Origin of the sequence: Brevibacillus aydinogluensis (assembly GCF_961514395.1) — a bacterium.
In the GTDB taxonomy this organism is placed as follows: domain Bacteria; phylum Bacillota; class Bacilli; order Brevibacillales; family Brevibacillaceae; genus Brevibacillus; species Brevibacillus aydinogluensis.
Genome location: NZ_OY569118.1, coordinates 206,651 through 230,831 on the forward strand (window position 1 = coordinate 206,651; position 24,181 = coordinate 230,831).

Genomic DNA, 24,181 nt, shown 5'->3' on the forward strand with positions numbered 1-24,181 from the left:
GGAGTGGGGAACATGAATTTTCATCTGACGGAAGAGCAGGAAATGCTCCGCAAAATGATTCGCGACTTCGCGGAGAACCAGGTGGCGCCGACAGCGGCGGAGCGCGATGAGGAAGAGCGCTTTGACCGGTCCATTTTTGAACAGATGGCGGAGCTGGGGCTGACCGGCATTCCCTGGCCGGAGAAGTACGGCGGCGCGGGAGCCGACTACCTCAGCTACGTGCTCGCCGTGGAGGAGCTGTCCCGCGTGGACGCGTCCATCGGTGTCACGCTGTCCGCCCACGTTTCGCTGGCGAGCTGGCCGATTTACAAGTTCGGCACGGAAGAACAGAAGCAGAAGTACCTGCGGCCGCTGGCGGAAGGCAAAAAGCTGGGCGCTTACTGCCTGACCGAGCCCGGCTCCGGGTCCGACGCTGCCGGGATGCGCACCACTGCCGTGCGCGACGGCGATCACTACGTGCTAAACGGCTCCAAGATTTTTATCACCAACGCGGGCGAGGCGGAGATTTACATCGTCTTTGCCTTGACCAATCCGGAGCTGAAGCACAAGGGAATCACCGCCTTTATCGTGGAAAAAGGCATGCCCGGCTTTACGATGGGCAAAAAGGAAAAGAAGCTGGGGATTCGCTCGTCGCCGACGCTCGCCGTCAACTTTGAGGACGTCCGCGTTCCCGTGGAAAACGTGCTCGGTGAAGAAGGACAGGGCTTCAAGATCGCGATGATGACGCTGGATGGCGGGCGCAACGGCATCGCCGCCCAGGCGCTGGGCATCGCGCAGGGGGCGTTTGATCACGCGCTGGCGTACGCCAAGGAACGGCACCAGTTCGGCAAACCGATCGCGTCGCTGCAGGCGATTCAATTCAAGCTGGCCGACATGGCGACGAAAATCGAGGCGGCTCGACTGCTCACCTACCAGGCGGCATGGCTGGAAGACCAGGGGCTGCCCTACGGCAAGGCATCGGCGATGTCCAAGGTATTTGCCGGCGATATCGCCATGGAAGTGACGACGGAGGCGGTGCAGATCTTTGGCGGCTACGGGTACACCCGCGAGTATCCGGTGGAACGCTTCATGCGCGACGCCAAGATCACTCAGATTTACGAAGGAACCAACGAGATTCAGCGAGTTGTCATCAGCAACTACCTGCTGAAAGAGTAAGATGCAGCACAGTACAGGGCGAGAAGAGGGCTTTTCATGCACGAGATCACACGGCGCATCCTGGCGGGCGACGCGCGCGGGGCAGCCCGCGCCATCACCTGCATCGAAAACGATTATCCGGAGCGGTCGCAGATCCTGCGGGAACTGTTTCCTCACACCGGCCGGGCGAAGCTGATCGGCATTACCGGGACGCCGGGCGCGGGCAAAAGCTCGCTGGTGGACTGTCTGATCAGCTACCTGCGCACATTGGGGTTGAAAATCGGCGTGGTGGCGGTTGATCCGACCAGCCCGTTTACCGGCGGCGCGCTTCTGGGCGACCGCGTGCGGATGCAGAACCACGCGCTGGACAGCGGTGTGTTTATCCGCAGCATGGGGACGCGGGGCAGTCTCGGCGGCCTTTCCCGCAACACGCGGGACGCCGTGCGGGTGCTGGACGCGTACGGCTGTGACGTCATCCTGATCGAGACGGTCGGGGTAGGGCAGTCGGAGCTGGACGTGATGACCATCGCTGATACGACGGTGGTGGTGCTTACTCCCGGCGGAGGCGATTCGGTCCAAGCGTTCAAGGCGGGCATCATGGAGATTGCCGATCTGTTCGTGATCAACAAAGCCGATCTGCCGGGCGTGGAAAAGCTGCGGATCGAAGTGGAACAGATGCTGGATCTGGCCAAGCATGACGCGCCTTGGCGTCCGCCGATCGTCCAGACGGTCTCCACGCGCGGCCAGGGAATGGCTGAGCTGTGGGAGCAGGTGGGACTGCACCAGCGCTTTTTGCAGGAGAGCGGAGAGGGGCAGATACGCCGCTCCCGCCACCTGCAGGAGGAAGTGCTGGACATCGTTCGCGATTCTCTCTACCAGCGGCTGCTGGGCAGCATCGAAGCGGGCCGGTACCGGGACGAACTGGAGCGAGTGGCAGCGCGGGAAGCCGACCCGTACTCCACTGCCGACCGAATTGTCCGCGAGTGGTGGGGACAGACTCCCTGAGCGGAGGAATAAAGAAAGATTGGCGTTAGGCGCTCTCTCGACGTATAATATACGGGATATAATAGAAAGAGAGCGTTGCGGTCTTTCTTTTTCCAAATGTTGCCTGACCAAACGCTCAGTCGGTTGGAGAGGTGTAAGAAATCATGTCTGAAAGACGAAAAACCATACCGTCCCTGGTAAAGGACCCCAAGCTGATCGAAAAGCGGCGGGAGCAGATTATTGAAGCGGCTGTCGATCTGTTCATCAACAAAGGGTTTCACAAGACGACCACGCGGGAGATCGCCCGTGCGTCCGGATTCAGCATCGGCACCCTGTACGAATACATCGAATCCAAGGAAGACGTCCTCTATCTGGTGTGCGACGCCATCCACGCGGAAGTGGAAAGCCGCCTGCGCGAGGCGATCACGTTCAACGGCACCGGCTTGAAAATCCTGAAGCTGGCGCTGAAGAGCTTTTTCCGCGTGATGGACCAAATGAGCGACCGCGTCCTGTTGATCTATCAGGAGTCCAAGTCGCTGCCGAAAGAGACGCTGCGCTACGTGCTGCAGCGCGAGGAAGAAATTACGCAGATTTTCGAGGAGATTCTGCGCAAAGGCATTGCCGACGGGTCCATCGGTATTGACGAGAAGCACGTCAAGCTGATGGCTGACAACATCATGGTGCTGGGTGAAATGTGGGTATTCCGCCGCTGGGCGTTAAAGCGGCACTACACACTGGAGGAGTTCACCGAGAAGCAGACGGCTTTGCTTTTGCGGGAGGTCAGCGTCTCCGAGTAAACGAGTAACTTGATATTCGGGGAGAGTGGAACGATGGAAACGGAAGTGTATCGTCCGCAACACAAGGTTCGCTTTGTCACGGCTGCCAGTCTCTTCGACGGGCACGACGCGTCGATCAACATCATGCGCCGCATCCTGCAGGCATCAGGGGCGGAAGTGATTCACCTGGGGCACAACCGCTCCGTCGATGAGATCGTTACCGCTGCCATCCAGGAAGATGTGCAGGGGATTGCCGTCAGTTCCTACCAAGGCGGTCACGTCGAGTTTTTTAAATACATGGTGGACCTGCTGCGTGAGAGAGGAGCGGGACACATCCGCGTCTTTGGCGGCGGAGGCGGGGTCATCGTTCCACGGGAAATCCGCGAGCTGGAAGCGTACGGCGTCTGCAAGATCTTTTCCCCTGACGACGGCCGCCGCCTCGGGCTGCAGGGGATGATCAACTACATGCTGCGAGAGACCGACTTCCCCACAGTCACGGAATTGACGAGTGAGGTGGAGGAACTGCGTCGGCAGCAGCATCAGGCGATCGGCCGGCTGATTTCCGTAGCGGAGTACGGCGTGGAAAAGCCGGAGTGGAAGGAGCGGCTCACGGACGGACTGCCGGAGCCGGAGCGCACGGTGCCGGTGCTGGGGATCACCGGCACAGGCGGCGCGGGAAAAAGTTCACTGACTGATGAGCTGGTTCGCCGCTTTTTGCGCACCTATGCCGACAAGACCGTCGCGATCCTGTCCGTCGACCCGTCCAAGCAAAAGACGGGCGGAGCACTGCTTGGTGACCGCATCCGCATGAATGCCAACAACACGCCGCGCGTCTACATGCGCAGCTTGGCCACGCGCCGGTCCGGCTCGGAACTGTCGGCCGCCGTCAAGGATGCGATCCGGGTGGCCCGGGCCGCCAACTTTGACCTGATCATCGTGGAAACCAGCGGCATCGGACAGGGAGATGCCCAGGTGAAGGATGTTTGCGACGTTGCGCTGTACGTGATGACCAGCGAATTTGGCGCCCCATCCCAGCTGGAAAAGATCGACATGCTCGACTTTGCCGATCTGGTGGCAATCAACAAGTTCGAACGAAAAGGGTCGGAGGACGCGCTGAGAGAGGTGCGCAAGCAGTACCGGCGCAACCACAACCTGTTTGATGTGCCGGATGAGCAGATTCCCGTGTACGGCACGATCGCCAGCCAGTTCAACGATCCGGGCACCAATGTGCTGTTTGCCGCCCTGATGCGCAAGATCGTGGAAAAAACAGGTGTCGACTGGCCGGTGGAACATCTTGACGCGACGCCGGTCAAGACGCACAAGACGGCACTGATCCCGGCGGAGCGCGTCAACTATCTGCAGGAGATCGCCAACACGGTGCGGGCGTACCGGGGATTCGTCACCGAGCAGTCGGCGATTGCCCGCAAGCTGTATCAACTGCATGGCGCCAAGGAGACGCTGCTGGCGTCGGGCGAACCTGATGCGGCCCAGGTGGTCCGTGTGCTGGATCAGCAGATTGCCCATTTTGAAGGCAAGCTGCATCCCGAGTGCCGCCGCATCCTGGACAACTGGCCGAAGCTCAAGGAACAGTACCGGCAGGATCAATTTGTCACCAAGGTGCGCGACAAGGAGATCGTCACCCGGCTGTACACGGAGTCGCTCTCCGGCACCCGCATCCCGAAAGTGTGCCTGCCTGAATTTGAAGACTGGGGCGAAATTTTGAAATGGTCGCTCAAAGAAAACGTGCCGGGACAATTCCCGTTCACAGCGGGCGTCTTCCCGTTCAAGCGGGAAGGGGAGGACCCGAAGCGGCAGTTTGCCGGGGAAGGCACACCGGAGCGGACCAACCGGCGCTTTCACTTCCTGTCGCAAAACGACGAGGCGAAGCGGCTCAGCACGGCGTTTGACTCGGTAACGCTCTACGGCGAAGACCCTGATTACCGCCCCGACATTTACGGAAAGATCGGCAACAGCGGTGTCAGCGTCTGTACGCTCGACGACATGAAGAAGCTGTACGCCGGGTTTGACCTGTGCGCGCCTACCACCTCCGTATCCATGACCATCAACGGTCCGGCGCCGATCATACTGGCCATGTTCATGAACACAGCGATCGATCAGCAGGTGGAAAAATTCGTGGAGCGGGAAGGGCGACAGCCGACGCCGGACGAGTACGAGCAGATCAAGGCGTACACGCTGTCTACAGTGCGCGGCACGGTGCAGGCGGACATTCTGAAGGAAGACCAGGGACAAAATACCTGCATCTTCTCCACCGAGTTCGCCTTGCGGATGATGGGCGACATCCAGCAGTACTTCATCGACCACAAGGTGCGCAACTACTACTCCGTCTCCATCTCCGGCTACCACATCGCCGAGGCGGGGGCCAACCCGATCACGCAATTGGCGTTTACGCTGGCCAACGGCTTTACCTACGTGGAATACTACCTGAGCCGGGGCATGCATATCGACGACTTTGCGCCCAATCTGTCGTTCTTCTTTTCCAACGGACTGGACCCCGAGTACACGGTGATCGGCCGGGTGGCGCGCCGCATCTGGGCGACGGTGATGAAAAACCGCTACGGCGCCAACGAGCGCAGCCAAAAGTTGAAGTATCACATTCAGACGTCCGGGCGCTCCCTCCACGCGCAGGAGATGGACTTCAACGACATCCGGACCACGCTGCAGGCGCTGATCGCCATCTACGACAACTGCAATTCTCTGCACACCAACGCCTACGACGAAGCGATCACCACGCCGACGGAAAACTCCGTCCGCCGCGCCATGGCGATCCAGATGATCATCAACAAGGAGTTGGGCCTGGCGAAAAACGAGAATCCGTTGCAAGGCTCGTTTATCATCGAGGAACTGACCGATCTGGTGGAGGAAGCGGTGCTGCAGGAATTTGAGCGGTTGAACGCGCGCGGCGGCGTGCTCGGCGCGATGGAGACGCAGTATCAGCGGGGCAAGATCCAGGACGAATCGATGTACTACGAGATGAAAAAGCACAGCGGCGAGCTGCCGATCATCGGGGTGAACACCTTTATCAACCCGAACGCCTCGGAAGAGGACTACGAGATCGAGCTGGCGCGTGCGACGGAAGAGGAGAAAGAACAACAGATCCGCAACCTGCGCGCCTTCCACGAGCGGCATCGCGAGCAGGCGCCGGCTGCACTCAAGCGGCTGCAGGAAGTGGCGATGTCCGGCGGCAATATCTTCGCCGAGCTGATGGAGACGGTGAAGGTGGCTTCGCTGGGACAGATCAGCGCCGCGCTGTACGAAGTGGGCGGACAGTATCGACGGAATATGTAGACGCAATATGTAAAAACGAATGCCCGCTGTGCGAAAGCAGGCTGCTTCCGCAAGGCGGGCCTTTTTTCGTTCCGCTGCCGGGGAGTGTGTCGAAACGGATGCAAGACGGCCGATGTAAATGGGGACATAGCTGTCACCACGTTCGCATCGGCAGTGCGCCGGGAGCCGGGTGGATGAACAGCTGCACGAAGGGCATCGTGTAGGCAAACAGGATCAAGCCAACGGCCACACCGATCCAGATGGACCAGCGTTCCAGAAACAACGGCGGTTTGGGCTGATCAGGGGTGACCTCGCCGATGGGGTATTCGTTGGGCGTTTCCGTTTTCGGCGCAAAGAACCACAGGTATACGGCGATAATCAGAAACAGCACAATTCCCGTGAACAGGATGCCCCCGCCCCACGCCATCGCTTGACGGTAGGGGAACCACATCTGGGCAACAGGATGGTCGTTGTACGTCGTGTAGCTGATTCGCCGCGGCTCGCCCAGGAGCCCGACAGCGTGCATCCCGCCCGACATGAGCGCCATCCCGATCACCCAGGTAAACGCCTGGACGATCCCCAGACGATTCATCGCCGGGGTCAGTGTCCGGCCGCGCAGCACCGGAATCAGCATGTAAGATATTCCGAAAAATGTAAGGATGACGCTGGTGGCCAGGGTAAGGTGAAAGTGGCCGGTTACCCATAACGTGTTGTGAACCACCTGGTTTAACTGATAGCTGGCATTGATAATCCCGCCGATGCCGGCCGGTACAAACAGGACCATGCCAAGAAACGGCGCGAGAAAGCGAACGTCCTTGTACGGCAGCTTGGTGATCCACCCCAGCAGCCCTTTTCCCCCTTGGGAACGGCCGGCCAATTCAAACGTGGCCAAAATGGAAAACGCCGTTAAAAACGAGGGAATGACCACGAAAAAGGTGAGAACGGTCTGCACAAACTTCCAGACCGAGTCAATGCCCGGCTCGTTAAACTGGTGGTGCAGCCCGACCGGTATGGAGTAGAGGATAAACAGAATAAACGTCAACCGAGGCAGCGAATTGCTAAAGATGCGCCCTTTTATCAGCCGAGGGATGTTGACGTACCAGTAAATGTAGGCCGGCAGCAGCCAGAAGTAGACCAGGGCGTGACCGAAATACCAGAACAACGTCCGGCTCAGGCTGACATCCACCCGTTCTGTCCACCCCATTGACCAGGGAATCAGCAGGAACAGCATTTCGATCGCGACGCCGAGGGTGCAGATGACCCATAATATCATCGTCGCGACAGCCATGTAGGCAAACAGCGGGGACGATTCGCCGGGATGAGCGCGCCTCCATCTGCGGAAGGCGGAAAAGATGGTGACGCTGCTGCACCAGCTTCCGACCACGACGGCAGTCAGGCCGACGTAGAACAGCGGAGAGGCTTTGAGCGGTGCGTAAAAGGTGTAGAGCACGGACGCGTCATTTGTGAGGATGGGAATGAGTGCAAGCGCGGTACCCGCCGCCATCAGGACGAAACCCGTCCATCCCCATGCCCGTTCCCGTGGTGTCAGCTCGCCTCCCGTTGTTTTGGCCACGCCCGAAAAGAGAAATCCGATGATGAAAAAGGTGGTGAACACCAGGGCCAGACTTACCCCGTGCAGGGTGAGCAGCTGATAGTAACCGAGTGCCGATGGCAAGCTAATGACGCCCGTCCGCTGCAGGGTCTGCAGCACTCCCGCCAACGCTCCAAGCAGCAGGGCCAGATAGGCAAATCCGATGTGGGCCTGAATAAGCAGTTGGTCATCGCGCTGAAAGCGAAAGTCGCTTTTGCCGACTGTGGCACCGCCGAAGCCGGTGTTTTGCAAGTCACTCATCTTCAACAACTCCACCCGTTTTATTGAACCACCATTTTGGCCATCATGACCTGATGGCCGATGCCGCAGTATTCGTTGCACAAGAGCAAATACTCTCCCGGCTTCTTGAAGGTATAGGTAAATTCCGTGACATGTCCCGGCAGAACCATCATGTTTACGTTGGTTCCCGGTATGGCAACGCCGTGTATGACATCAGGGCTGGTCACGCGAAAATGAACGGTCGATCCTGCGGGAACGGTCGGGGCGGCCGGCAGGAAGTTGAAGGCCTGGGCCACCATGACGACCTGATACTCCTTGTCGCCGACAGGATAGACACCCGGTTTGTCAAACGGCGCCGTGCTCAATACCTGCTCCGGGGCGACCGTCCGCTCGTGACCGGCGGCCGGGTGCAGGTTCATCGCGAATGCCATGATCCCGGTGACGAGAAGAAAGATAATGAGGGTGATGACGCCGAACCACAGCCAGATCTTTTCGTAACGAGGCAAATCAATTCCCAGCACCGCCATTCCTCCTAACCTACTGCCGACTGAGATACAGGTCGAAAATGCTGACCCAGCCGAGAATCATCAGGACGCCCAAGACCATCACCAAAAAAAGCTGCCGGCCAGTTGTCTGTCGTTTTTCATTGTCACCCTCCGCTGCGTGTGAGTTACAATATTAGACATTTCCCACATACTGGGTGGTTATGCACTCCTCTGCGTCCTGTTCTACCACATCACAGTTTGACGCCTCGGGATGCTAGAAAAACCGTTTGAATTCCTTGCATTTTTGTCTAAAATAATGAATACTGTAAGGTAGCCTATTTACCGTTGATCAGAGACCAAGGTCTCGGCCGAACGGCGAGAGCCTTGACGGAACGCCAAGTTTTCCAATGAAAGGACGTGCCCTGGGTGAGTCAATTGCTTGCACATATGGACCGTGAAAAAATGAACGAAATGGCATTGGTTGACATCGCGTACGAGATTTTGCGCGAAACCAATCGGCCGTACAATTTCCGCGAGCTGATGGACGAATTGGCTGCCCTGCGCGGAATGACAGAAGAGCAAAAGATGGCCATTATTGCCCAAGTATATACGGAAATCAACATCGACGGCCGTTTTGTCTGCCTGGGAGACAACACCTGGGGATTGAAGCGGTGGTACCCGACAGACGCCGTGGAAGAAACCCAGGAGGGCGGCAAGAAGAAGAAGGTGCTCCTCGACGACGACTTCGACGATTACGAGATCGAGGAAGACATCGTCGAAGAGTACGAAGAGGACGAAATCGCTATCTTCGAAGACGACGAAGAGTTCCTGGACGATGCGGCGTTGGATGACGAACTGGACCCCGAAATTGACGATGAGGAAGAAATTGTGGAAGACGATGAGCTGTTTGACGACGAAGACGCAGACAGCGAGGATGCGGAAGTTGACGAGGATAACGAGGATTTTTAGATTCTTGACTTCCGCCTAAGAGACAGATAAAATACTCCTTGGGCTTCACATGAAGAAGGATTTAATATGGGAAACTACAAAACAAAAGTGCCCCCTGCCCGAGCTGGATCGGGGTGGGAACCGCTTTTGTTTTTTCTTTTTTGGAGCCGTCTTCATCGTTGTTTATCTGTACAATCATCACGCAACAGGGGAAAGAGGGGACGTAAATCATGACCAAGTACATTTTTGTGACAGGCGGGGTTGTATCCTCGTTGGGAAAAGGAATTACTGCCGCTTCTTTGGGCCGACTGCTGAAAAACAGGGGCCTAAAGGTAACCATCCAAAAATTTGACCCGTACATCAACGTCGACCCGGGTACGATGAGCCCGTATCAGCACGGCGAAGTGTTCGTCACCGATGACGGGGCGGAAACGGACCTGGACCTGGGGCACTACGAGCGCTTCATCGACATCAACCTGAGCGCCAACTCCAACGTGACCACCGGGAAAATCTACTCCGCCGTCATCGCCAAGGAGCGCCGCGGCGACTATCTGGGCGGCACCGTTCAGGTCATTCCGCACATTACCAACGAGATCAAGGAGCGCGTCTTCCGTGCGGGACGTGAAACCGGCGCCGACGTGGTCATCACCGAAATCGGCGGCACCGTGGGCGACATCGAGAGCCTGCCGTTCCTGGAGGCGATCCGCCAGATCAAGAGCGACATCGGTCGCGAAAATGTCATGTACATTCACGTCACCCTGATCCCGTATATAAAGGCTGCCGGCGAGATGAAAACCAAGCCGACACAGCACAGCGTCAAGGAACTGCGCAGTCTGGGTATCCAGCCCAATGTCATCGTCACCCGTACCGAACACCCGCTGTCCCAGGAGATGAAGGACAAGCTGGCGCTGTTCTGTGACATCGACAAAAACGCGGTGATCGAATGCGTGGACGCCGAGACCTTGTACGACGTGCCGCTGCAGCTTCAGGCACAGGGTCTGGACGATTACGTCTGCCGCCACCTGGGGCTCACCTGTCAGGAAGCAGACATGACCGAATGGAAAGCACTGGTCAACAAGATCAAAAATCTGTCTCGCACCACCCGCATCGCCATTGTCGGCAAGTACGTGGAGCTGCACGACGCCTACCTCTCCGTCGCGGAGGCGCTCTATCACGGCGGCTACGCAAACGACAGCAACGTGGAGATCAAGTGGGTGAGCGCCGAAGAAGTGACGCCGGAAAACGTGCATGAACTGCTGGGCGACGTAAACGGCATTCTCGTGCCGGGCGGATTCGGCGACCGCGGCATTGAAGGAAAGATTACCGCCACCCGTTACGCCCGCGAAAACAAGGTGCCGTTTTTGGGCATCTGTCTGGGCATGCAGATCGCCGTCATCGAATTTGCCCGCCATGTGGCCGGTCTGGAGGGCGCTAACAGCTCGGAAATCAATCCGAATACGAAATACCCGGTCATCGACCTTCTGCCGGAACAAAAAGAGATCGAAGACATGGGCGGCACCATGCGGCTTGGTCTGGGACCGACCAAAGTGGAGCCGGGCAGCCTGGCCGAAAAGGCGTACCAGAGCACACTGGTGTACGAACGCCACCGTCACCGCTACGAAGTGAACAACGAGTACCGCGAGCAGTTGGCCAAGTTGGGCATGCGCTTTGTAGGTACTTCCCCGGACGGCCGTCTGGTGGAGATTGTGGAGATTCCGGACCATCCGTGGTTCCTGGCTACGCAGTTCCATCCGGAATTTACCTCCCGTCCAAACCGTCCGCAGCCGCTGTTCCGCGAATTTGTAAAGGCTTCGCTGGCGTACAAGGGCTAAGCGGCGCGGGTCGTACCCAAACAAAAAAGACGCACCTTCGGATCTCCGGTGGTGCGTCTTTTTGGTGCGCCCGGCATGGGCGGTAGCTATAGGGTGAAAGTCCCGAACGGGGGTTGGCTGTACCAACCGTTAGCTTAAGGCAAGGGTGTCCGCCGTGAGGCGGAATCTGAAGGAAGCCGGCGGCAAAGTCCTGACCTGAGGTACACGAACCCAATTTGAGGCTGTTGTACTCGGGCGAGCCTGCCGAACAAGGTGAAGCCCCATACAGCCAAGGAGTGCAGCAGTAAATTGGGCAGGTACATGGGACGAAAGTTACCGTCCTTACCCGGGGAGGTCTGCATGATACGCCTACTACCGTTGGCAACCGTCTCCGCGAGGGGGCGCTGAACATGCAGAAGTCAGCAGAGGCCATAGTACTCCGATAGAGGACGCTCGAAGGAGGAAGGGCCGAACATCAAGTCAACACATGTTCTAATCCCTTTCGATACGGTGCGTCGAAGCAGAATTCCGAAATGGAACTTCCTCTGAATAGTAGGGGTGAAGCCCCGAGGGTACAGAGAAGGGCTGAGCATCGTACGGCAAGCTTAGCAACATGTGTGCGAAGAGAGGAGTATCGTCAGGGGCATGCTGGAGAAAGTGCTGTCACGGGACAACCTCATGGCCGCTCTCAAACGAGTGGAGGCCAACAGAGGTGCTGCGGGAATCGACGGTGTTTCAACCGAACAACTGCGCGACTACCTTCGTCAGCACTGGGCGACCATCCGGTCGCAAATCGAGAAGGGAACCTACAAGCCGTCTCCTGTCCGCAGGGTCGAAATCCCGAAACCTGACGGGGGAATACGATTGCTAGGCATCCCTACCGTGGTAGATCGCTTCATCCAGCAGGCCATCCTGCAGGTATTGACTCCCATATTCGACCCAGAGTTCTCCGACTCCAGCTTCGGGTTCCGTCCAGGCCGCCGTGCTCACAGTGCTGTGCGGAAAGCACAACAGTACATCAACGAAGGATTCCGGTATGTGGTCGACATCGACTTGGAGAAGTTCTTCGACCGGGTCAACCATGATATCCTAATGAGCCGGGTTGCCCGCAAGGTGAAGGACAAGCGCCTTCTTAAACTAATTCGCGCTTATCTGCAATCCGGAGTCATGGTCAACGGAGTGTGTGTCACGACGGAAGAGGGCACGCCGCAAGGTGGCCCCTTAAGTCCGCTGTTGGCCAACATTCTGCTAGACGACCTGGACAAGGAGTTGGAGAAAAGGGGACACCGTTTCTGCCGCTATGCGGACGACTGCAACATCTACGTCCGCTCCAAACGTGCGGGTGAACGTGTAAAGGCAAGTGTGGAGCGATACTTGACCAGGGTTCTCAAACTCAAGGTAAATCAACAGAAAAGTGCGGTGGACCGCCCGTGCAACCGGAAGTTCCTCGGCTTTAGCTTTATTCCGGGAAAGGAAGCGCGGATACGTCTGCATCCCAAATCGATCACCCGGTTAAAAGGACGAATTCGCCAATTAACCAACCCACATCGAAGCATGGCCATGCAGGAGAGGATTCAAAAACTCAACCAATACCTCATGGGATGGATCGGGTATTTTGCGCTGGCCGAGGCGAAAACCCATCTTCTGCGAATAGAGGAATGGATTCGCCGAAGGCTCCGGCTCTGTCTATGGACGCAGTGGAAACGAGTTCGTACGAGGTACCGCGAACTTCGTTCGCTTGGATTTTCTCACAACAGAGCACTGGAAATCGCAAACACCCGAAAGGGGGCGTGGCGGACAACAAAATCCCCGCACATGCACAAAGCCCTTGGTATTGCCTACTGGCAACAACAAGGGCTGATGAGTTTGATACAGCGATATTTCACACTTCGTCAAGCTTGGTGAACCGCCGTATACCGGTCGGTACGTACGGTGGTGTGAGAGGACGGGGGTTAGCCACCCCCTCCTACTCGATTCCAGGATTTTTGGCCCGGGATGGAAACAGGGCGTCAGCGCCGTCCCGTCTGTGATCCGTTCGCCGGACGATTTTCGTCTGATGCCAGTCTTGTCTCACCAATCAGGCGATCGCTAATGGAACAGCGGGGCCAGCCAGGCCACCCAGTGGGCCGCCGGCACGAGCAGGAACTGAGCCAGGATCGTGCCGAAGAAGCGGGACACCATCAGCGACAGGTACGTGTCCCGGATCGTCTCGGTCGGGGCTTGTCCCTGCAGGGCCTTGTCCGTCAGCAGCGCCACCTGCGGATCGATCAGCACGGTCATGATGATGGTGGCAAAGCCGTTGACCAGACCCGAGGACATCAGCACCGTCGCCTTGAAAGCAGGGGCGAGCAGCGACGCGTACAGGACGGACAGGATGCTTGTCGTGTAGATGCCGGTGACGACGCAGTTGAGCAGCAGCAGCCGTTTGGGGATGCCCCGGAAACGAAACCGCGACAGCGCCCGCCAGCGGGGCAAGCGGATGTGATGCCGGACGTGGCGAATGCTGTGGACCGTGACGGATGTCCGCAGCATCTGCGGGATGGAGCCGGCCAGTTCCAGGTGGGCGATCAGCCGCTTTGAGAGCTGGACGCAGGTGGGAAACAGGAGGATGGCCGCCAGCGTGCCCAGCGATGCGGCACCGATGATCATGTGCAGATCGGGGGCCACATCCGCATGAGTGACGGTCGCCCGGTCAATCAGTCCGCCGGTAAACGGACTTTGCATCAGGTTGGCGGTGCGGGAGACGAGCAGAACCATGCCGGTCAGAGACAGCGCGACGGCCAGCCGCGCCGTCTGCACGCCGGCCAGGCGAATGGCGAACGAAAGCGTCTCCGTGGCGTGGATCACAAATGTAAACAGGCAAATCAACCAGACTGTATTCATACGGGTTCAGTCACCTTGCATGTGTCGAAAATGGTTATCCTTCATTATACTTCAAAGGTGCTGCCGGGGAAATTTTCCACTAGCCGTTGCAGGATTTTCCTGATTTTAGGCGAATCAAGGTAATTTAAGTAAAACGGTCTATTGAGCAGGGGGATAGGAAAACCATGCAGGATAAACGGGAGAAAAAAGTGTTGGTTGTGGACGATCAGTACGGCATTCGCATCCTGCTGTACGAGGTGCTTGGCAAGGAAGGCTACAAAACGTTCCAGGCGGCCAACGGCAAAATGGCCCTGGAGATCGTGGAAAAGGAGTCGCCTGATCTGGTGATCCTCGATATGAAAATCCCCGGCATGGACGGCATTGAGATTTTAAAACACATCAAAAAGATCAACCAGGACATCAAGGTCATCATGATGACCGCGTACGGCGAGCTGGACATGATCAAGGAAGCGACACAACTGGGAGCGTTGACTCACTTCACGAAGCCGTTTGACATTGATGAGCTGCGCATGGCTGTGCATCAGCAGTTGGCTTGTTAACGACACCAGGGTCCCGGGACCCGGGCCCCGGACAAGCGTACCTGTTAACACGCAAATTCATGTGGTATAATAGGCCACGTTACAGAGTCTGCTAAGGAGGATATATCAATGCCACTGGTACCTATGACCGCTTTTACTGAAGACGTCAAGAAGCATAAATACGCTGTCGGACAGTTCAACCTCAACAACCTGGAGTTTACGCAAGCGATTACGGAGGCAGCGATCGAAGAGAAATCCCCGGTAATTTTTGGCGTATCCGAAGGCGCGCTGAAGTACATGGGGCTTGAGTTTACCGTTGCGATGGCCAAAGCGGCGGCAGAGCGCGCAGGTGTTCCGGTTGCCCTGCACCTGGACCACGGCAGCAACTTTGACATCGTAATGAAATGTATCCGTGCCGGCTTTTCTTCCGTGATGTTCGACGGGTCTCACCATCCGTATGAAGAGAACATTCGCCTGACCAAAAAGGTTGTCGAGGCTGCCCATGCGGTCGGCGTTTCCGTGGAAGGCGAGCTGGGTACCATCGGCGGGGTAGAGGACGACCTGTCCGTGGATGAAGAAGACGCTACCCTGGCAAATCCGGAAGAAGCAATCCGCTTCTGGGAAGAAACCAAAGTAGACTATCTGGCCATTGCTGTCGGAACGGCACACGGCATGTACAAAGGGGAGCCGAAAATCCGCTTTGACATCATCGAAAAAGTGGCAAACAACATCGGCGCTCCGATCGTGCTGCACGGCGGCTCCGGCGTACCGGATGAAGCGATCAAGAAATCGATCAGCCTGGGCGTCGGCAAAATCAACGTGAATACCGAAAGCCAAGTCGCATGCACCGAAACGGTACGCAAAATCCTCGCTGCCAAGCCGAACGAAATTGACCCGCGCAAATACCTGGGACCGGCCCGCGAGGCGATCAAGGAAGTCGTTAAAGGGAAAATGCGCCTGTTCGGAAGCAGCAACCGTGCGTAACCAAGGAGGTACACATCGTGCGTTTTTTGATAGATACCGCTAACGTCGAAGAAATCCGCGAGATTCACGAGTGGGGCGTGGTGTCCGGCGTGACGACCAACCCGTCCCTCGTTGCGAAGGAAGGGCGCGATTTCATCGAGACGTTGAAAGAGATCATCGACATCGTGGACGGCCCGATCAGTGCGGAAGTGATCAGCACGGACGCCAAGGGCATGATTGAAGAAGGGGAGAAGCTGGCTTCCCTGTCCAAGAACATCGTGATCAAGGTGCCGATGACGGCAGAAGGCCTGAAGGCTGTCAAGCACTTCGCCAAGCGGAAAATTCGCACCAACGTTACGTTGGTATTTACTGCCAACCAGGCGCTGCTGGCCGCACGGGCTGGCGCCACCTACGTTTCCCCGTTCCTGGGCCGTCTGGACGACATCGGCCACGACGGCATGCAATTGATCGAAGACATCGCCGAAATCTTTTCCGTTCACGGTCTGGAGACGGAAATCATCGCTGCCTCTGTCCGCCACCCTGTTCACGTGACGGAAGCGGCACGCCGCGGCGCTCATTTCGCTACAATCCCCTATAAAGTGTTCAAACAACTGATTGCTCATCCGCTGACCGACAGCGGTCTGGAGAAGTTTCTCGCGGACTGGGCAAGCATGAAACAGACGAGTGTGTAAAAGGCCTAAGCACCTTTTCCGTTGGGGAAGGTGCTTCTTTCCCGATTACGCCTGAGGAGAGCTACGCATGGAAAAGCTGATCATCAATGGTGGGAAGCGACTCGAGGGTTCGGTTTCCATCAGTGGAGCCAAAAACAGCGCCGTTGCCCTGATTCCTGCCGCGCTCCTGGCAGACGGGCCGGTCGTAATAGAAAATCTGCCGCATATTCAGGACGTGGAGATTTACTGTGAGCTGCTGAAGGAAATGGGAGCGGATGTCCTGTTCGAGGACGACTGGATGGAAGTGGACGGCCGTCCGATGCAGCTGAAGCTGATGCCCAACGGACGCATCAAGAAGCTGCGGGCTTCCTACTACCTGTGGGGAGCGCTTCTGGCCAAATTCGGCGAGGCCCATGTCGGTTTGCCGGGCGGCTGCGACCTCGGTCCGCGCCCGGTCGATTTGCACATCAAGGGCTTTGAAGCGCTGGGAGCCCGGGTGGAAAACCAAAACGGCGTCATGACCCTTCGCGCCAAAAACGGCCGCCTAAAAGGCGCGCGCATCTACCTGGACCTGGTCAGCGTCGGAGCGACGATCAACATCATGCTGGCTGCGTCCAAGGCGGAGGGTGTGACGATTATTGAAAACGCTGCCCGCGAGCCGGAAATCGTCGACGTCGCCACATTGCTGAACAACATGGGCGCCAAAATCAAGGGGGCCGGCACTGACATCATCCGGATCGAGGGAGTGGAACGCCTGCGGGGCTGCCGTCACACGATCATCCCGGACCGGATCGAGGCGGGCACCTACATGATCGCGGCAGCCGCGACGCGGGGTAGCGTTACCTTGGAAAACGTCATCCCCAAACACCTGGAGTCCGTCACGGCCAAGCTGCGGGAGATCGGGGCGGAAGTGCTGGAAATGGACGACTGCATTCAGGTGAACGGGCGGGAGGTTTACCGCGCCATCGACGTGAAAACCAGCCCGTATCCTGGCTTTCCGACCGATTTGCAGCAGCCGATCACGACCCTGCTGACGCTGGCCACAGGCACCAGCGTCGTGACGGACAACATTTACAGCGCCCGTTTCCGCCACGTGGACGAGCTGCGCCGCATGGGGGCCAACCTGAAAGTGGAAGGGCGTTCGGCGGTCATCGAAGGCACAAGACAGTTGAACGGGGCCAAAGTGGTCGCCTCCGACCTGCGCGCAGGCGCAGCGCTGGTCATTGCCGGGCTGGCCACGCCGGGCACGACGGAGTTGGAAGGATTGGAACACATTGATCGCGGTTACGAAAATCTGGTGAGCAAGCTGCAAAGCCTGGGAGCCGATGTGAAACGGATCGGTCTGCCCCGCATGGAGCGCCATCCGCGGTAACCGCAGCAAATGCCAGGAGAGGAGTCTTCCGATATGGAACGCAGTCTTACACTAGAACTGGTACGTGTTACAGAAGCGGCAGCGCTGGCATCCGCCCGCTGGATGGGCCTCGGCAAAAAAGACGAGGCCGATGACGCGGCAACGACGGCGATGCGCAAGGAGTTTGAAAACGTGCCGATGGACGGGATTGTTGTCATCGGTGAGGGAGAAATGGACGAAGCACCGATGCTGTACATCGGGGAGCAGCTGGGCCAGGGGGTGGCGCCGGCCGTGGACGTAGCCGTCGACCCGCTGGAGGGCACCAACATCGTTGCCAAAGGGACCTGGGGAGCCATCTCGGTCATCGCCATCGCCGACCGCGGCAACCTGCTGCACGCTCCTGACATGTACATGGAGAAAATCGCCGTCGGTCCGAAAGCGGTGGGCAAAGTGGACATCAACGCGCCGATCAAGGATAACCTGAAGGCAGTCGCCCAGGCCCAGGGCAAGGACATCAGCGACCTGGTGGCAATCGTGCTGGATCGCGACCGCCATCAACGGATCATCCACGAGATCAGGGAAGCCGGCGCGCGGATTCGGCTGATTTCCGACGGGGACGTGGCTGCGGCGATCAACACGGCGTTTCCCGACACGGGCGTGGACATCCTGTTCGGGTCCGGAGGGGCTCCTGAAGGCGTGTTGGCAGCGGTCGCCCTCAAATGCCTTGGCGGCGAGGTTCAGGGCAAGCTGCTGCCGCAAAACGAAGAAGAGCTCGAACGCTGCAAGCGAATGGGATTGGCCAATCCGCATCAGGTCCTGTACATGGACGACCTGGTGAAAGGGGATGACGCCATCTTTGCCGCCACCGGCGTTACCGACGGTGAACTGCTCAGGGGCGTGCGTTTCCAAGGCATGCGCGCCACGACCCATTCCGTCGTCATGCGCGCCAAAACGGGAACCGTGCGCTTTATCGAAGGAAACCACCGCTTGGAGCGCAAACCCCGCCTGGTATTGTAAGCCGGCGATCGGACGAGAATAGAGAAAGAGAATACAAAGAGTGGTGGAATCATGTTACTTTCCGAACTAGAAGAAAAGAAGCTGACCGAACTGTACAAGCTGGCAAAGGAATACCAGATTCCGTACTATTCCCAGTTGAAGAAAAAGGAACTGATCTTTGCCATCCTGAAAGCCAGGGCAGAACGGGACGGTCTGATGTTTATGGAAGGGGTGCTGGAAATCCTCCCCGAGGGCTACGGATTCCTGCGCCCCATCAACTACCTCCCCAGCTCGGAGGACATTTACATCTCCCAGTCGCAGATTCGCCGGTTTGATCTGCGGATGGGGGACCTGGTATCCGGCAAGGTGCGGCCGCCCAAGGAAAACGAACGGTATTTTGGGTTGCTGCAGGTGGAAGCCGTAAACGGAGAAGACCCCGAATTAGCCGCCGAACGCCTTCACTTCCCCGCCTTGACACCGTTATACCCTCAAAACAAACTCGTATTGGAAACCGTTCCGGAGCGCATTTCCGCACGCCTGATGGACCTTATCGCCCCTGTCGGGCTTGGCCAGCGCGGCCTGATCGTCGCGCCGCCCAAAGCGGGAAAAACCATGCTCCTCAAAGAGATTGCCAACAGCATTACGGAAAACCGGCCGGACATTCACCTGTTTGTCCTGTTGATCGATGAACGGCCGGAAGAGGTAACCGACATGCAGCGCTCCGTCAAGGGGGAGGTCGTCGCTTCCACGTTTGACGAGCTGCCGGAAAACCACATCAAAGTGGCGGAACTGGTGTTGGAGCGGGCAAAACGATTGGTGGAACACAAAAAGGACGTCGTCATTCTGCTCGACTCCATTACCCGTCTGGCGCGCGCCTACAACCTGGTGATTCCGCCCAGCGGACGGACGCTGTCCGGCGGGATTGACCCGGCCGCGTTTCACCGGCCCAAGCGCTTTTTCGGATCGGCCCGCAATATCGAGGAAGGCGGCAGCCTGACCATCCTGGCGACCGCTCTGGTGGAGACGGGCTCCCGCATGGACGATGTGATTTACGAAGAATTCAAAGGGACAGGCAACATGGAGCTGCACCTGGACCGCAAACTGGCGGAACGCCGCATCTTTCCGGCGATCGACATTCGCCGCTCGGGCACCCGCCGCGAAGAACTGCTGCTTTCCAGAGAAGAGTTGGAGAAGCTGTGGGCGATTCGCAAAAGCATGAACGAAACGCCGGAATTCGTCGATTCGTTCATCAAGCGACTGGCGGAGACCAAGACCAACGAAGAATTTTTGCAGACGTTTGAATCGCATAAAACGCGCGGAAAACAAGCAAACGTGACGGCAGGGTAATTTACTTGCCGTCATTTTTTTTGGGCCCCCGCATACGGTAAAAGCAGAGTTTCTGGAACGTGCGGCGGCTGCTGGGCCCGTGGCGAAGCGGCACCGCAGAAAGGAGGAGCGGCTGTGGAGTTCGCGCAAATGTCCGCTGATTGGGGCGGGAAGCAACAGATCATGCAGGATGTGGCCGGACAGGTGCTGTTTCAAGCGTTTAATCCTTACGCCTCGCTGACCAAACCGGCCCCGGCCAAGCGGAGCGATGTGATGACCTATACGGTTCAGCGGGGCGACACGCTGTCTGGCATTGCTCATCGGTACGGGTTGTCCCTGAAGCAACTGGTGGAACTGAACAGGCTGGCCAACCCCAACCTCGTGGGAATCGGCATGAAGCTGAAACTGAGTCAGGGCGACGTGACCCATACCGTCCGCCGCGGCGAAACCTTGGACGATATTGCCCGCCGGTACGGCGTAAGCAAGGAACTGCTGCAGGAGCGCAATCCGCTGCTTCGACTCATGTCGGACAACCTCTACATTGGACAAACCATCCAGATCCCTGTCACCAACCCGCAATCGGTGACTACCAAGGAGTGGCAGAAGCGGCGCGGCGCCGTACAGGTGGCCAGCCGCCAGTCAAGCCGTTCCCGCGTGCTGGATTGGCCGGTCAAACAGGCGACCGTAACCAGCGGCTTCGGCACACGCTGGGGAAAGATGCACAAGGGCATTGACATGTGGAATCAGGACGAGGGGCGGACCCCCATTCATGCCGCCAAGGAAGGCGTCGTCGTGGAAGCCGGGAGCGGCCGTTCCGGTTATGGTTATTTGGTTGTTCTCGATCACGGAGAAGGACTGCAAACCTACTACGCCCACATGCGCAAGATTCTCGTTTCCCCGGGCCAGTACGTGGAGCGGGGGGAAGTTCTCGGCTACATGGGGCGGACCGGCGATTCCACCGGGTACCATCTGCACTTCGAGGTGCGGCAGGACGACGTGCCGATCAATCCGCTGCGTTACTTGAGCAGGTAACCCTTCACATTTACATTGACATGCCGTTGCGTTACAATGGGCTGAGCGAATAAAGCGAGGCGATTTTTCAATGTATGTGGTATACGCAGACGAAAACGGCAACGTCTACGACCACCCGGGACTGCTCGCGGTGGCGCGTAACGGCGATATCCTGACGGAGATTTTGGAGGACGAACTGATTCCCCTGCCGGAGGGAGCGACGCTGGTCAGTTTGCCCAATACGGTGGCGATCGGCATGGACCCGGACACGGGTGAGATGGTGAAGCTGGACGGGTGCATGGCGGTCGGCGCCCTGATCCCCCAGGGTTATACCCGGCTGCTTCTGCCGGGCTACATCAAGACCGACAAAAACAGCAAGCTCCCTCTGTTCGGCTACACGGCCGTGGTGTGGAAAGACGGCGGCTTCTGGGTGGCCGGTCGGCAGAGCGATGATCCGTACCAATGGAATCCGCTCAACTTTCCGATGGACGAGCTTCGCCAGCGGGTTGAGCAGACACTGGAGCTGTTTCCCAACAACCGGATTTTGCGCCACCTCTCCCACTGTGCGCTGGAATACGAATGCCTGACTGCCTCCAATAACTTTTTCAACCGCTGGGAGGGCAGTCTGCCGGTATCCTACACCTGTAACGCCGGTTGTTACGGCTGTATTTCCGAACAGCCGGAGGACAGCGGTTTCCCGTCTCCGCAGACGCGGATGAACTTCAAGCCGACGGAAGACGAGCTGGTCGAGGTGATGCTCCATCACCTGCGGACGCCGGAGAGCATCATCAGCTTTGGCCAAGGCTGCGAAGGGGAACCGTCCACGATGGCTTCCATTATCATTCCGGCGATGCGCCGCGTCCGTGAACAGACCGACATGGGGTACATCAACATCAACACCAACGCCGGGCTGACCGATCACATCAAAGGCATCGTGGACGCCGGATTGGACCTGATGCGGATCAGCATCATCAGCGCGATTGACGAACACTACAACGCCTACTACCGGCCGCGCCACTACACGCTGGAAAACGTGGCCCGCTCGGCGGAGTACGCCGCATCCAAGGGCGTGTACACGTCGATCAATTACCTCTGTTTCCCGGGCGTTTTTGACCGCGAAGAGGAGATGGAGGCAATGATTAACTTCATCCGCCGGACCGGGATCAAGCTGATCCAGCTGCGCAATCTCAACATCGATCCGGAGAGTTACCTGGCGATGATCCCGCCGGCCAAGGGGGAAGTGTTCGGGATGAAGCAGGCGATCGAGATCTATCAGCAGGAGCTGCCTGATGTCGTGATCGGCTCGTTTACGCACGTGCCCCCGGCTGAGCTGCGCCGCCGGAAAAACATGGCGTAGCGGACAGTCTGTTGCATTTCGCTTCGAACCGTGCTACTATCTTGTATGTGCATTTGTATATAACTCTGTTTCGGCAAACGATTCAGGGCGGAAAAGAGGTGTATGAGGATGAAACAAGGTATTCACCCGGACTATCACATTGTGAAAGTAACATGTGCATGCGGCAATGAATTCGAATCCGGCTCCGTGAAGCAAGCGCTGCGCGTGGAGATTTGCTCCAACTGCCACCCGTTCTTCACCGGCAAACAAAAGTTTGTCGATGCCGGCGGCCGCGTAGACCGTTTCAAACGCAAATACAATCTTTCCTAATCGGGAAGAAGAACCAGGCAGGGATCACTGCCTGGTTTTTGCTTTTTTTGCGCAAAAAACGTTCCGTTTCGCGGCATGTACCCCTACAATAGAGCCAGAAGCCCTGACGAATGACCTTGACGGGGGAGCCCGGAGCGGCATCGTTCGGAAGGGAAAATGATCGTAAAGGGAGACAGACAGGTGGCACAACTGTATTTTCGCTTTGGGGCGATGAATGCTTCCAAATCCATCCAGTTATTGACGGTGGCTCACAACTACGAACAGTCAGGCAAAAAAGTGCTGGTGTTTACCCCGGCCATCGACGACCGGTACGGTGTCGGCAAGGTAGCCTCACGTGTGGGGATCAGCCGGGAAGCGATTCCGATCAGCGACGATACGGACATCTTTGCGATCGTCGCCGGTGAGGAGGGCCGCCCGCACTGCGTCCTGGTGGATGAAGGACAGTTTCTCGGCAAGCAGCATGTGGAACAGTTGGTCAAAATTGTCGATGAACTGGACATCCCGGTGATCGTGTACGGGCTGTTGAAAGACTTCAAAAACCAGTTGTTCCCGGGCAGTGCCCATTTGCTGTGCGAAGCGGACAAGATCGAGGAGATCAAGACCGTGTGTGTGTACTGCAACAAAAAAGCGACCCACATCCTCAAGTTCAAGGACGGTCGACCCGTTTACACCGGAGAGACGATCGAGATCGGCGGAAATGACACGTACAGCAGCGTATGCCGCCGCCACTACTACCACCCGCCGGTTGCATACTGAAGGCGGCCCTCGCTTGAGGGATTCTGCTCGTGAAGGCCTCCCCTGTTTGCCTGTGAATGGCCGTCGCCTGCGATGCGCACAATAAGGCAAACAGGAGGTGGCTTTTTTATGCGATGCCAGTCCTTTTGGAAAAGTACTCTGGGCGTGCTGGCCGCCGTTGTGCTGGCATCTCCCCTGACGGCCGGGTGCGGCCGGACGATGCCCCAGGAGCAAAGCTACGGCGCGCAAAGTTACGATCCACAGCAGCACGCGACCATCAAAAGCGATCGGAATGATGACGCCATTGACCGGGGGGCGTCTCCGCTGGAAGATCGGGACAGCTTGATGGGGCGCAACCAAAACCCCAACATGATTATCGGTCACAGCAACGTGCGTTCCACACAGATCGATATGGACAACATGGAAGCCATGGCCAAATCGGTGCCGGGCGTGGAAAACGCACGAATCACACTGAGCGGCGGAAATGCATATGTTACGTTGGATTTGATCCCCAACGTCACGGCAGCGCAGGCCCGGTCCATCGAACAGCAGGTGATCGCCGCCCTGCGTAAAAAAGTGCCGCGCTACGATTTTCACATCACCTCAAACGACGGGTACCATCGCTGATTCCCCGCCCGATGCTTTTGTCAGGCTGGACTGATGCCAGCCCTGCCTGCCAGCACCGGCTGCGGGGTACAGCCGCATGGCGATCCTCCTCCCCGTCACTCGCTGTTCGGCTCGGTCGGGCTTGTTTGCCGCACTGTTTGAAAACCAAGCTTCTTCGATGCAATCGCTTGTCTTAAGTCC

Annotated in this window: 21 protein-coding genes; 18 read left to right on the forward strand and 3 right to left on the reverse strand. The window is 57.7% G+C overall.

What is annotated here, in order from left to right; genetic code table 11:
- The first annotated feature begins 12 nt into the window (after positions 1-12).
- The 4 genes from Q7F15_RS00925 (at position 13) to icmF (ending at position 6,200) form a co-directional block, all read left to right on the forward strand.
- Positions 13-1,155 (forward strand): acyl-CoA dehydrogenase, encoded by a 1,143-nt coding sequence (locus tag Q7F15_RS00925; protein WP_171564046.1) that lies wholly within the window; start codon positions 13-15, stop codon positions 1,153-1,155.
- Positions 1,156-1,191: 36 nt separating this feature from the next.
- Positions 1,192-2,139: a methylmalonyl Co-A mutase-associated GTPase MeaB gene (meaB, locus tag Q7F15_RS00930; protein ID WP_171564048.1), complete on the forward strand. Its 948-nt coding sequence runs from the start codon at positions 1,192-1,194 to the stop codon at positions 2,137-2,139.
- A 143-nt stretch (positions 2,140-2,282) separates the two neighbouring features.
- Complete coding sequence (locus Q7F15_RS00935) at positions 2,283-2,915, forward strand: TetR/AcrR family transcriptional regulator (RefSeq protein ID WP_171564049.1); 633 nt, start codon at positions 2,283-2,285, stop codon at positions 2,913-2,915.
- A gap of 33 nt (positions 2,916-2,948) precedes the next feature.
- Complete coding sequence (icmF, locus tag Q7F15_RS00940) at positions 2,949-6,200, forward strand: fused isobutyryl-CoA mutase/GTPase IcmF (RefSeq protein WP_304414909.1); 3,252 nt, start codon at positions 2,949-2,951, stop codon at positions 6,198-6,200.
- Positions 6,201-6,333: 133 nt separating this feature from the next.
- Here icmF and Q7F15_RS00945 read toward each other — a convergent pair whose 3' ends face one another.
- Positions 6,334-8,031 (reverse strand): b(o/a)3-type cytochrome-c oxidase subunit 1, encoded by a 1,698-nt coding sequence (locus tag Q7F15_RS00945; RefSeq protein ID WP_304414910.1) that lies wholly within the window; start codon positions 8,029-8,031, stop codon positions 6,334-6,336.
- 20 nt (positions 8,032-8,051) lie between these two features.
- A complete protein-coding gene (locus Q7F15_RS00950) occupies positions 8,052-8,522 on the reverse strand; it encodes a cytochrome c oxidase subunit II (protein ID WP_171564201.1) in 471 nt (156 codons plus the stop codon).
- A 399-nt stretch (positions 8,523-8,921) separates the two neighbouring features.
- On the opposite strand from Q7F15_RS00950, the gene rpoE reads away from it, so the two are divergent.
- The 3 genes from rpoE to ltrA all read left to right on the forward strand — a co-directional run bounded on the left by rpoE (position 8,922) and on the right by ltrA (position 13,159).
- The gene (rpoE, locus tag Q7F15_RS00955) at positions 8,922-9,464 is read left to right on the forward strand and encodes a DNA-directed RNA polymerase subunit delta (RefSeq protein WP_171564052.1); all 543 of its coding nucleotides are present in this window, start codon (positions 8,922-8,924) and stop codon (positions 9,462-9,464) included.
- A 209-nt stretch (positions 9,465-9,673) separates the two neighbouring features.
- Positions 9,674-11,275 carry a CTP synthase gene (gene pyrG, locus Q7F15_RS00960; protein WP_171564053.1) on the forward strand — a complete coding sequence of 534 codons (1,602 nt, stop codon included), beginning with the start codon at positions 9,674-9,676 and terminating at the stop codon, positions 11,273-11,275.
- Between the two features lie 624 nt (positions 11,276-11,899).
- A complete protein-coding gene (gene ltrA / locus Q7F15_RS00965) occupies positions 11,900-13,159 on the forward strand; it encodes a group II intron reverse transcriptase/maturase (protein WP_230077222.1) in 1,260 nt (419 codons plus the stop codon).
- Between the two features lie 183 nt (positions 13,160-13,342).
- On the opposite strand, the gene Q7F15_RS00970 is transcribed toward ltrA, so the two are convergent.
- On the reverse strand, positions 13,343-14,137 hold the full coding sequence (locus tag Q7F15_RS00970; RefSeq protein ID WP_171564055.1) for a lipid II flippase Amj family protein: 795 nt from the start codon (positions 14,135-14,137) through the stop codon (positions 13,343-13,345).
- 164 nt (positions 14,138-14,301) lie between these two features.
- On the opposite strand from Q7F15_RS00970, the gene Q7F15_RS00975 reads away from it, so the two are divergent.
- The 11 genes from Q7F15_RS00975 to Q7F15_RS01025 all read left to right on the forward strand — a co-directional run bounded on the left by Q7F15_RS00975 (position 14,302) and on the right by Q7F15_RS01025 (position 24,001).
- Positions 14,302-14,676, forward strand: coding sequence for a response regulator (locus Q7F15_RS00975; protein WP_029100404.1), 375 nt, complete (start codon positions 14,302-14,304; stop codon positions 14,674-14,676).
- A gap of 108 nt (positions 14,677-14,784) precedes the next feature.
- Complete coding sequence (gene fba / locus Q7F15_RS00980) at positions 14,785-15,639, forward strand: class II fructose-1,6-bisphosphate aldolase (protein ID WP_171564056.1); 855 nt, start codon at positions 14,785-14,787, stop codon at positions 15,637-15,639.
- 17 nt (positions 15,640-15,656) lie between these two features.
- On the forward strand, positions 15,657-16,310 hold the full coding sequence (gene fsa, locus Q7F15_RS00985) for a fructose-6-phosphate aldolase (RefSeq protein ID WP_171564057.1): 654 nt from the start codon (positions 15,657-15,659) through the stop codon (positions 16,308-16,310).
- A gap of 67 nt (positions 16,311-16,377) precedes the next feature.
- On the forward strand, positions 16,378-17,661 hold the full coding sequence (gene murA / locus Q7F15_RS00990; protein ID WP_171564058.1) for a UDP-N-acetylglucosamine 1-carboxyvinyltransferase: 1,284 nt from the start codon (positions 16,378-16,380) through the stop codon (positions 17,659-17,661).
- Positions 17,662-17,694: 33 nt separating this feature from the next.
- Positions 17,695-18,657, forward strand: a complete 963-nt coding sequence (gene glpX, locus Q7F15_RS00995; RefSeq protein ID WP_304414911.1) for a class II fructose-bisphosphatase — start codon at positions 17,695-17,697, stop codon at positions 18,655-18,657.
- Between the two features lie 51 nt (positions 18,658-18,708).
- The gene (rho, locus tag Q7F15_RS01000; protein WP_171564060.1) at positions 18,709-19,983 is read left to right on the forward strand and encodes a transcription termination factor Rho; all 1,275 of its coding nucleotides are present in this window, start codon (positions 18,709-18,711) and stop codon (positions 19,981-19,983) included.
- Positions 19,984-20,097: 114 nt separating this feature from the next.
- Positions 20,098-20,994, forward strand: coding sequence for a peptidoglycan DD-metalloendopeptidase family protein (locus Q7F15_RS01005; protein WP_171564061.1), 897 nt, complete (start codon positions 20,098-20,100; stop codon positions 20,992-20,994).
- Between the two features lie 70 nt (positions 20,995-21,064).
- Positions 21,065-22,330, forward strand: coding sequence for a radical SAM family protein (locus Q7F15_RS01010; protein ID WP_171564062.1), 1,266 nt, complete (start codon positions 21,065-21,067; stop codon positions 22,328-22,330).
- Between the two features lie 108 nt (positions 22,331-22,438).
- On the forward strand, positions 22,439-22,639 hold the full coding sequence (rpmE, locus tag Q7F15_RS01015; protein WP_171564063.1) for a 50S ribosomal protein L31: 201 nt from the start codon (positions 22,439-22,441) through the stop codon (positions 22,637-22,639).
- A gap of 180 nt (positions 22,640-22,819) precedes the next feature.
- Positions 22,820-23,395 (forward strand): thymidine kinase, encoded by a 576-nt coding sequence (locus Q7F15_RS01020; RefSeq protein ID WP_171564064.1) that lies wholly within the window; start codon positions 22,820-22,822, stop codon positions 23,393-23,395.
- 108 nt (positions 23,396-23,503) lie between these two features.
- A complete protein-coding gene (locus Q7F15_RS01025) occupies positions 23,504-24,001 on the forward strand; it encodes a sporulation protein (RefSeq protein WP_171564065.1) in 498 nt (165 codons plus the stop codon).
- Positions 24,002-24,181 lie beyond the last annotated feature (180 nt).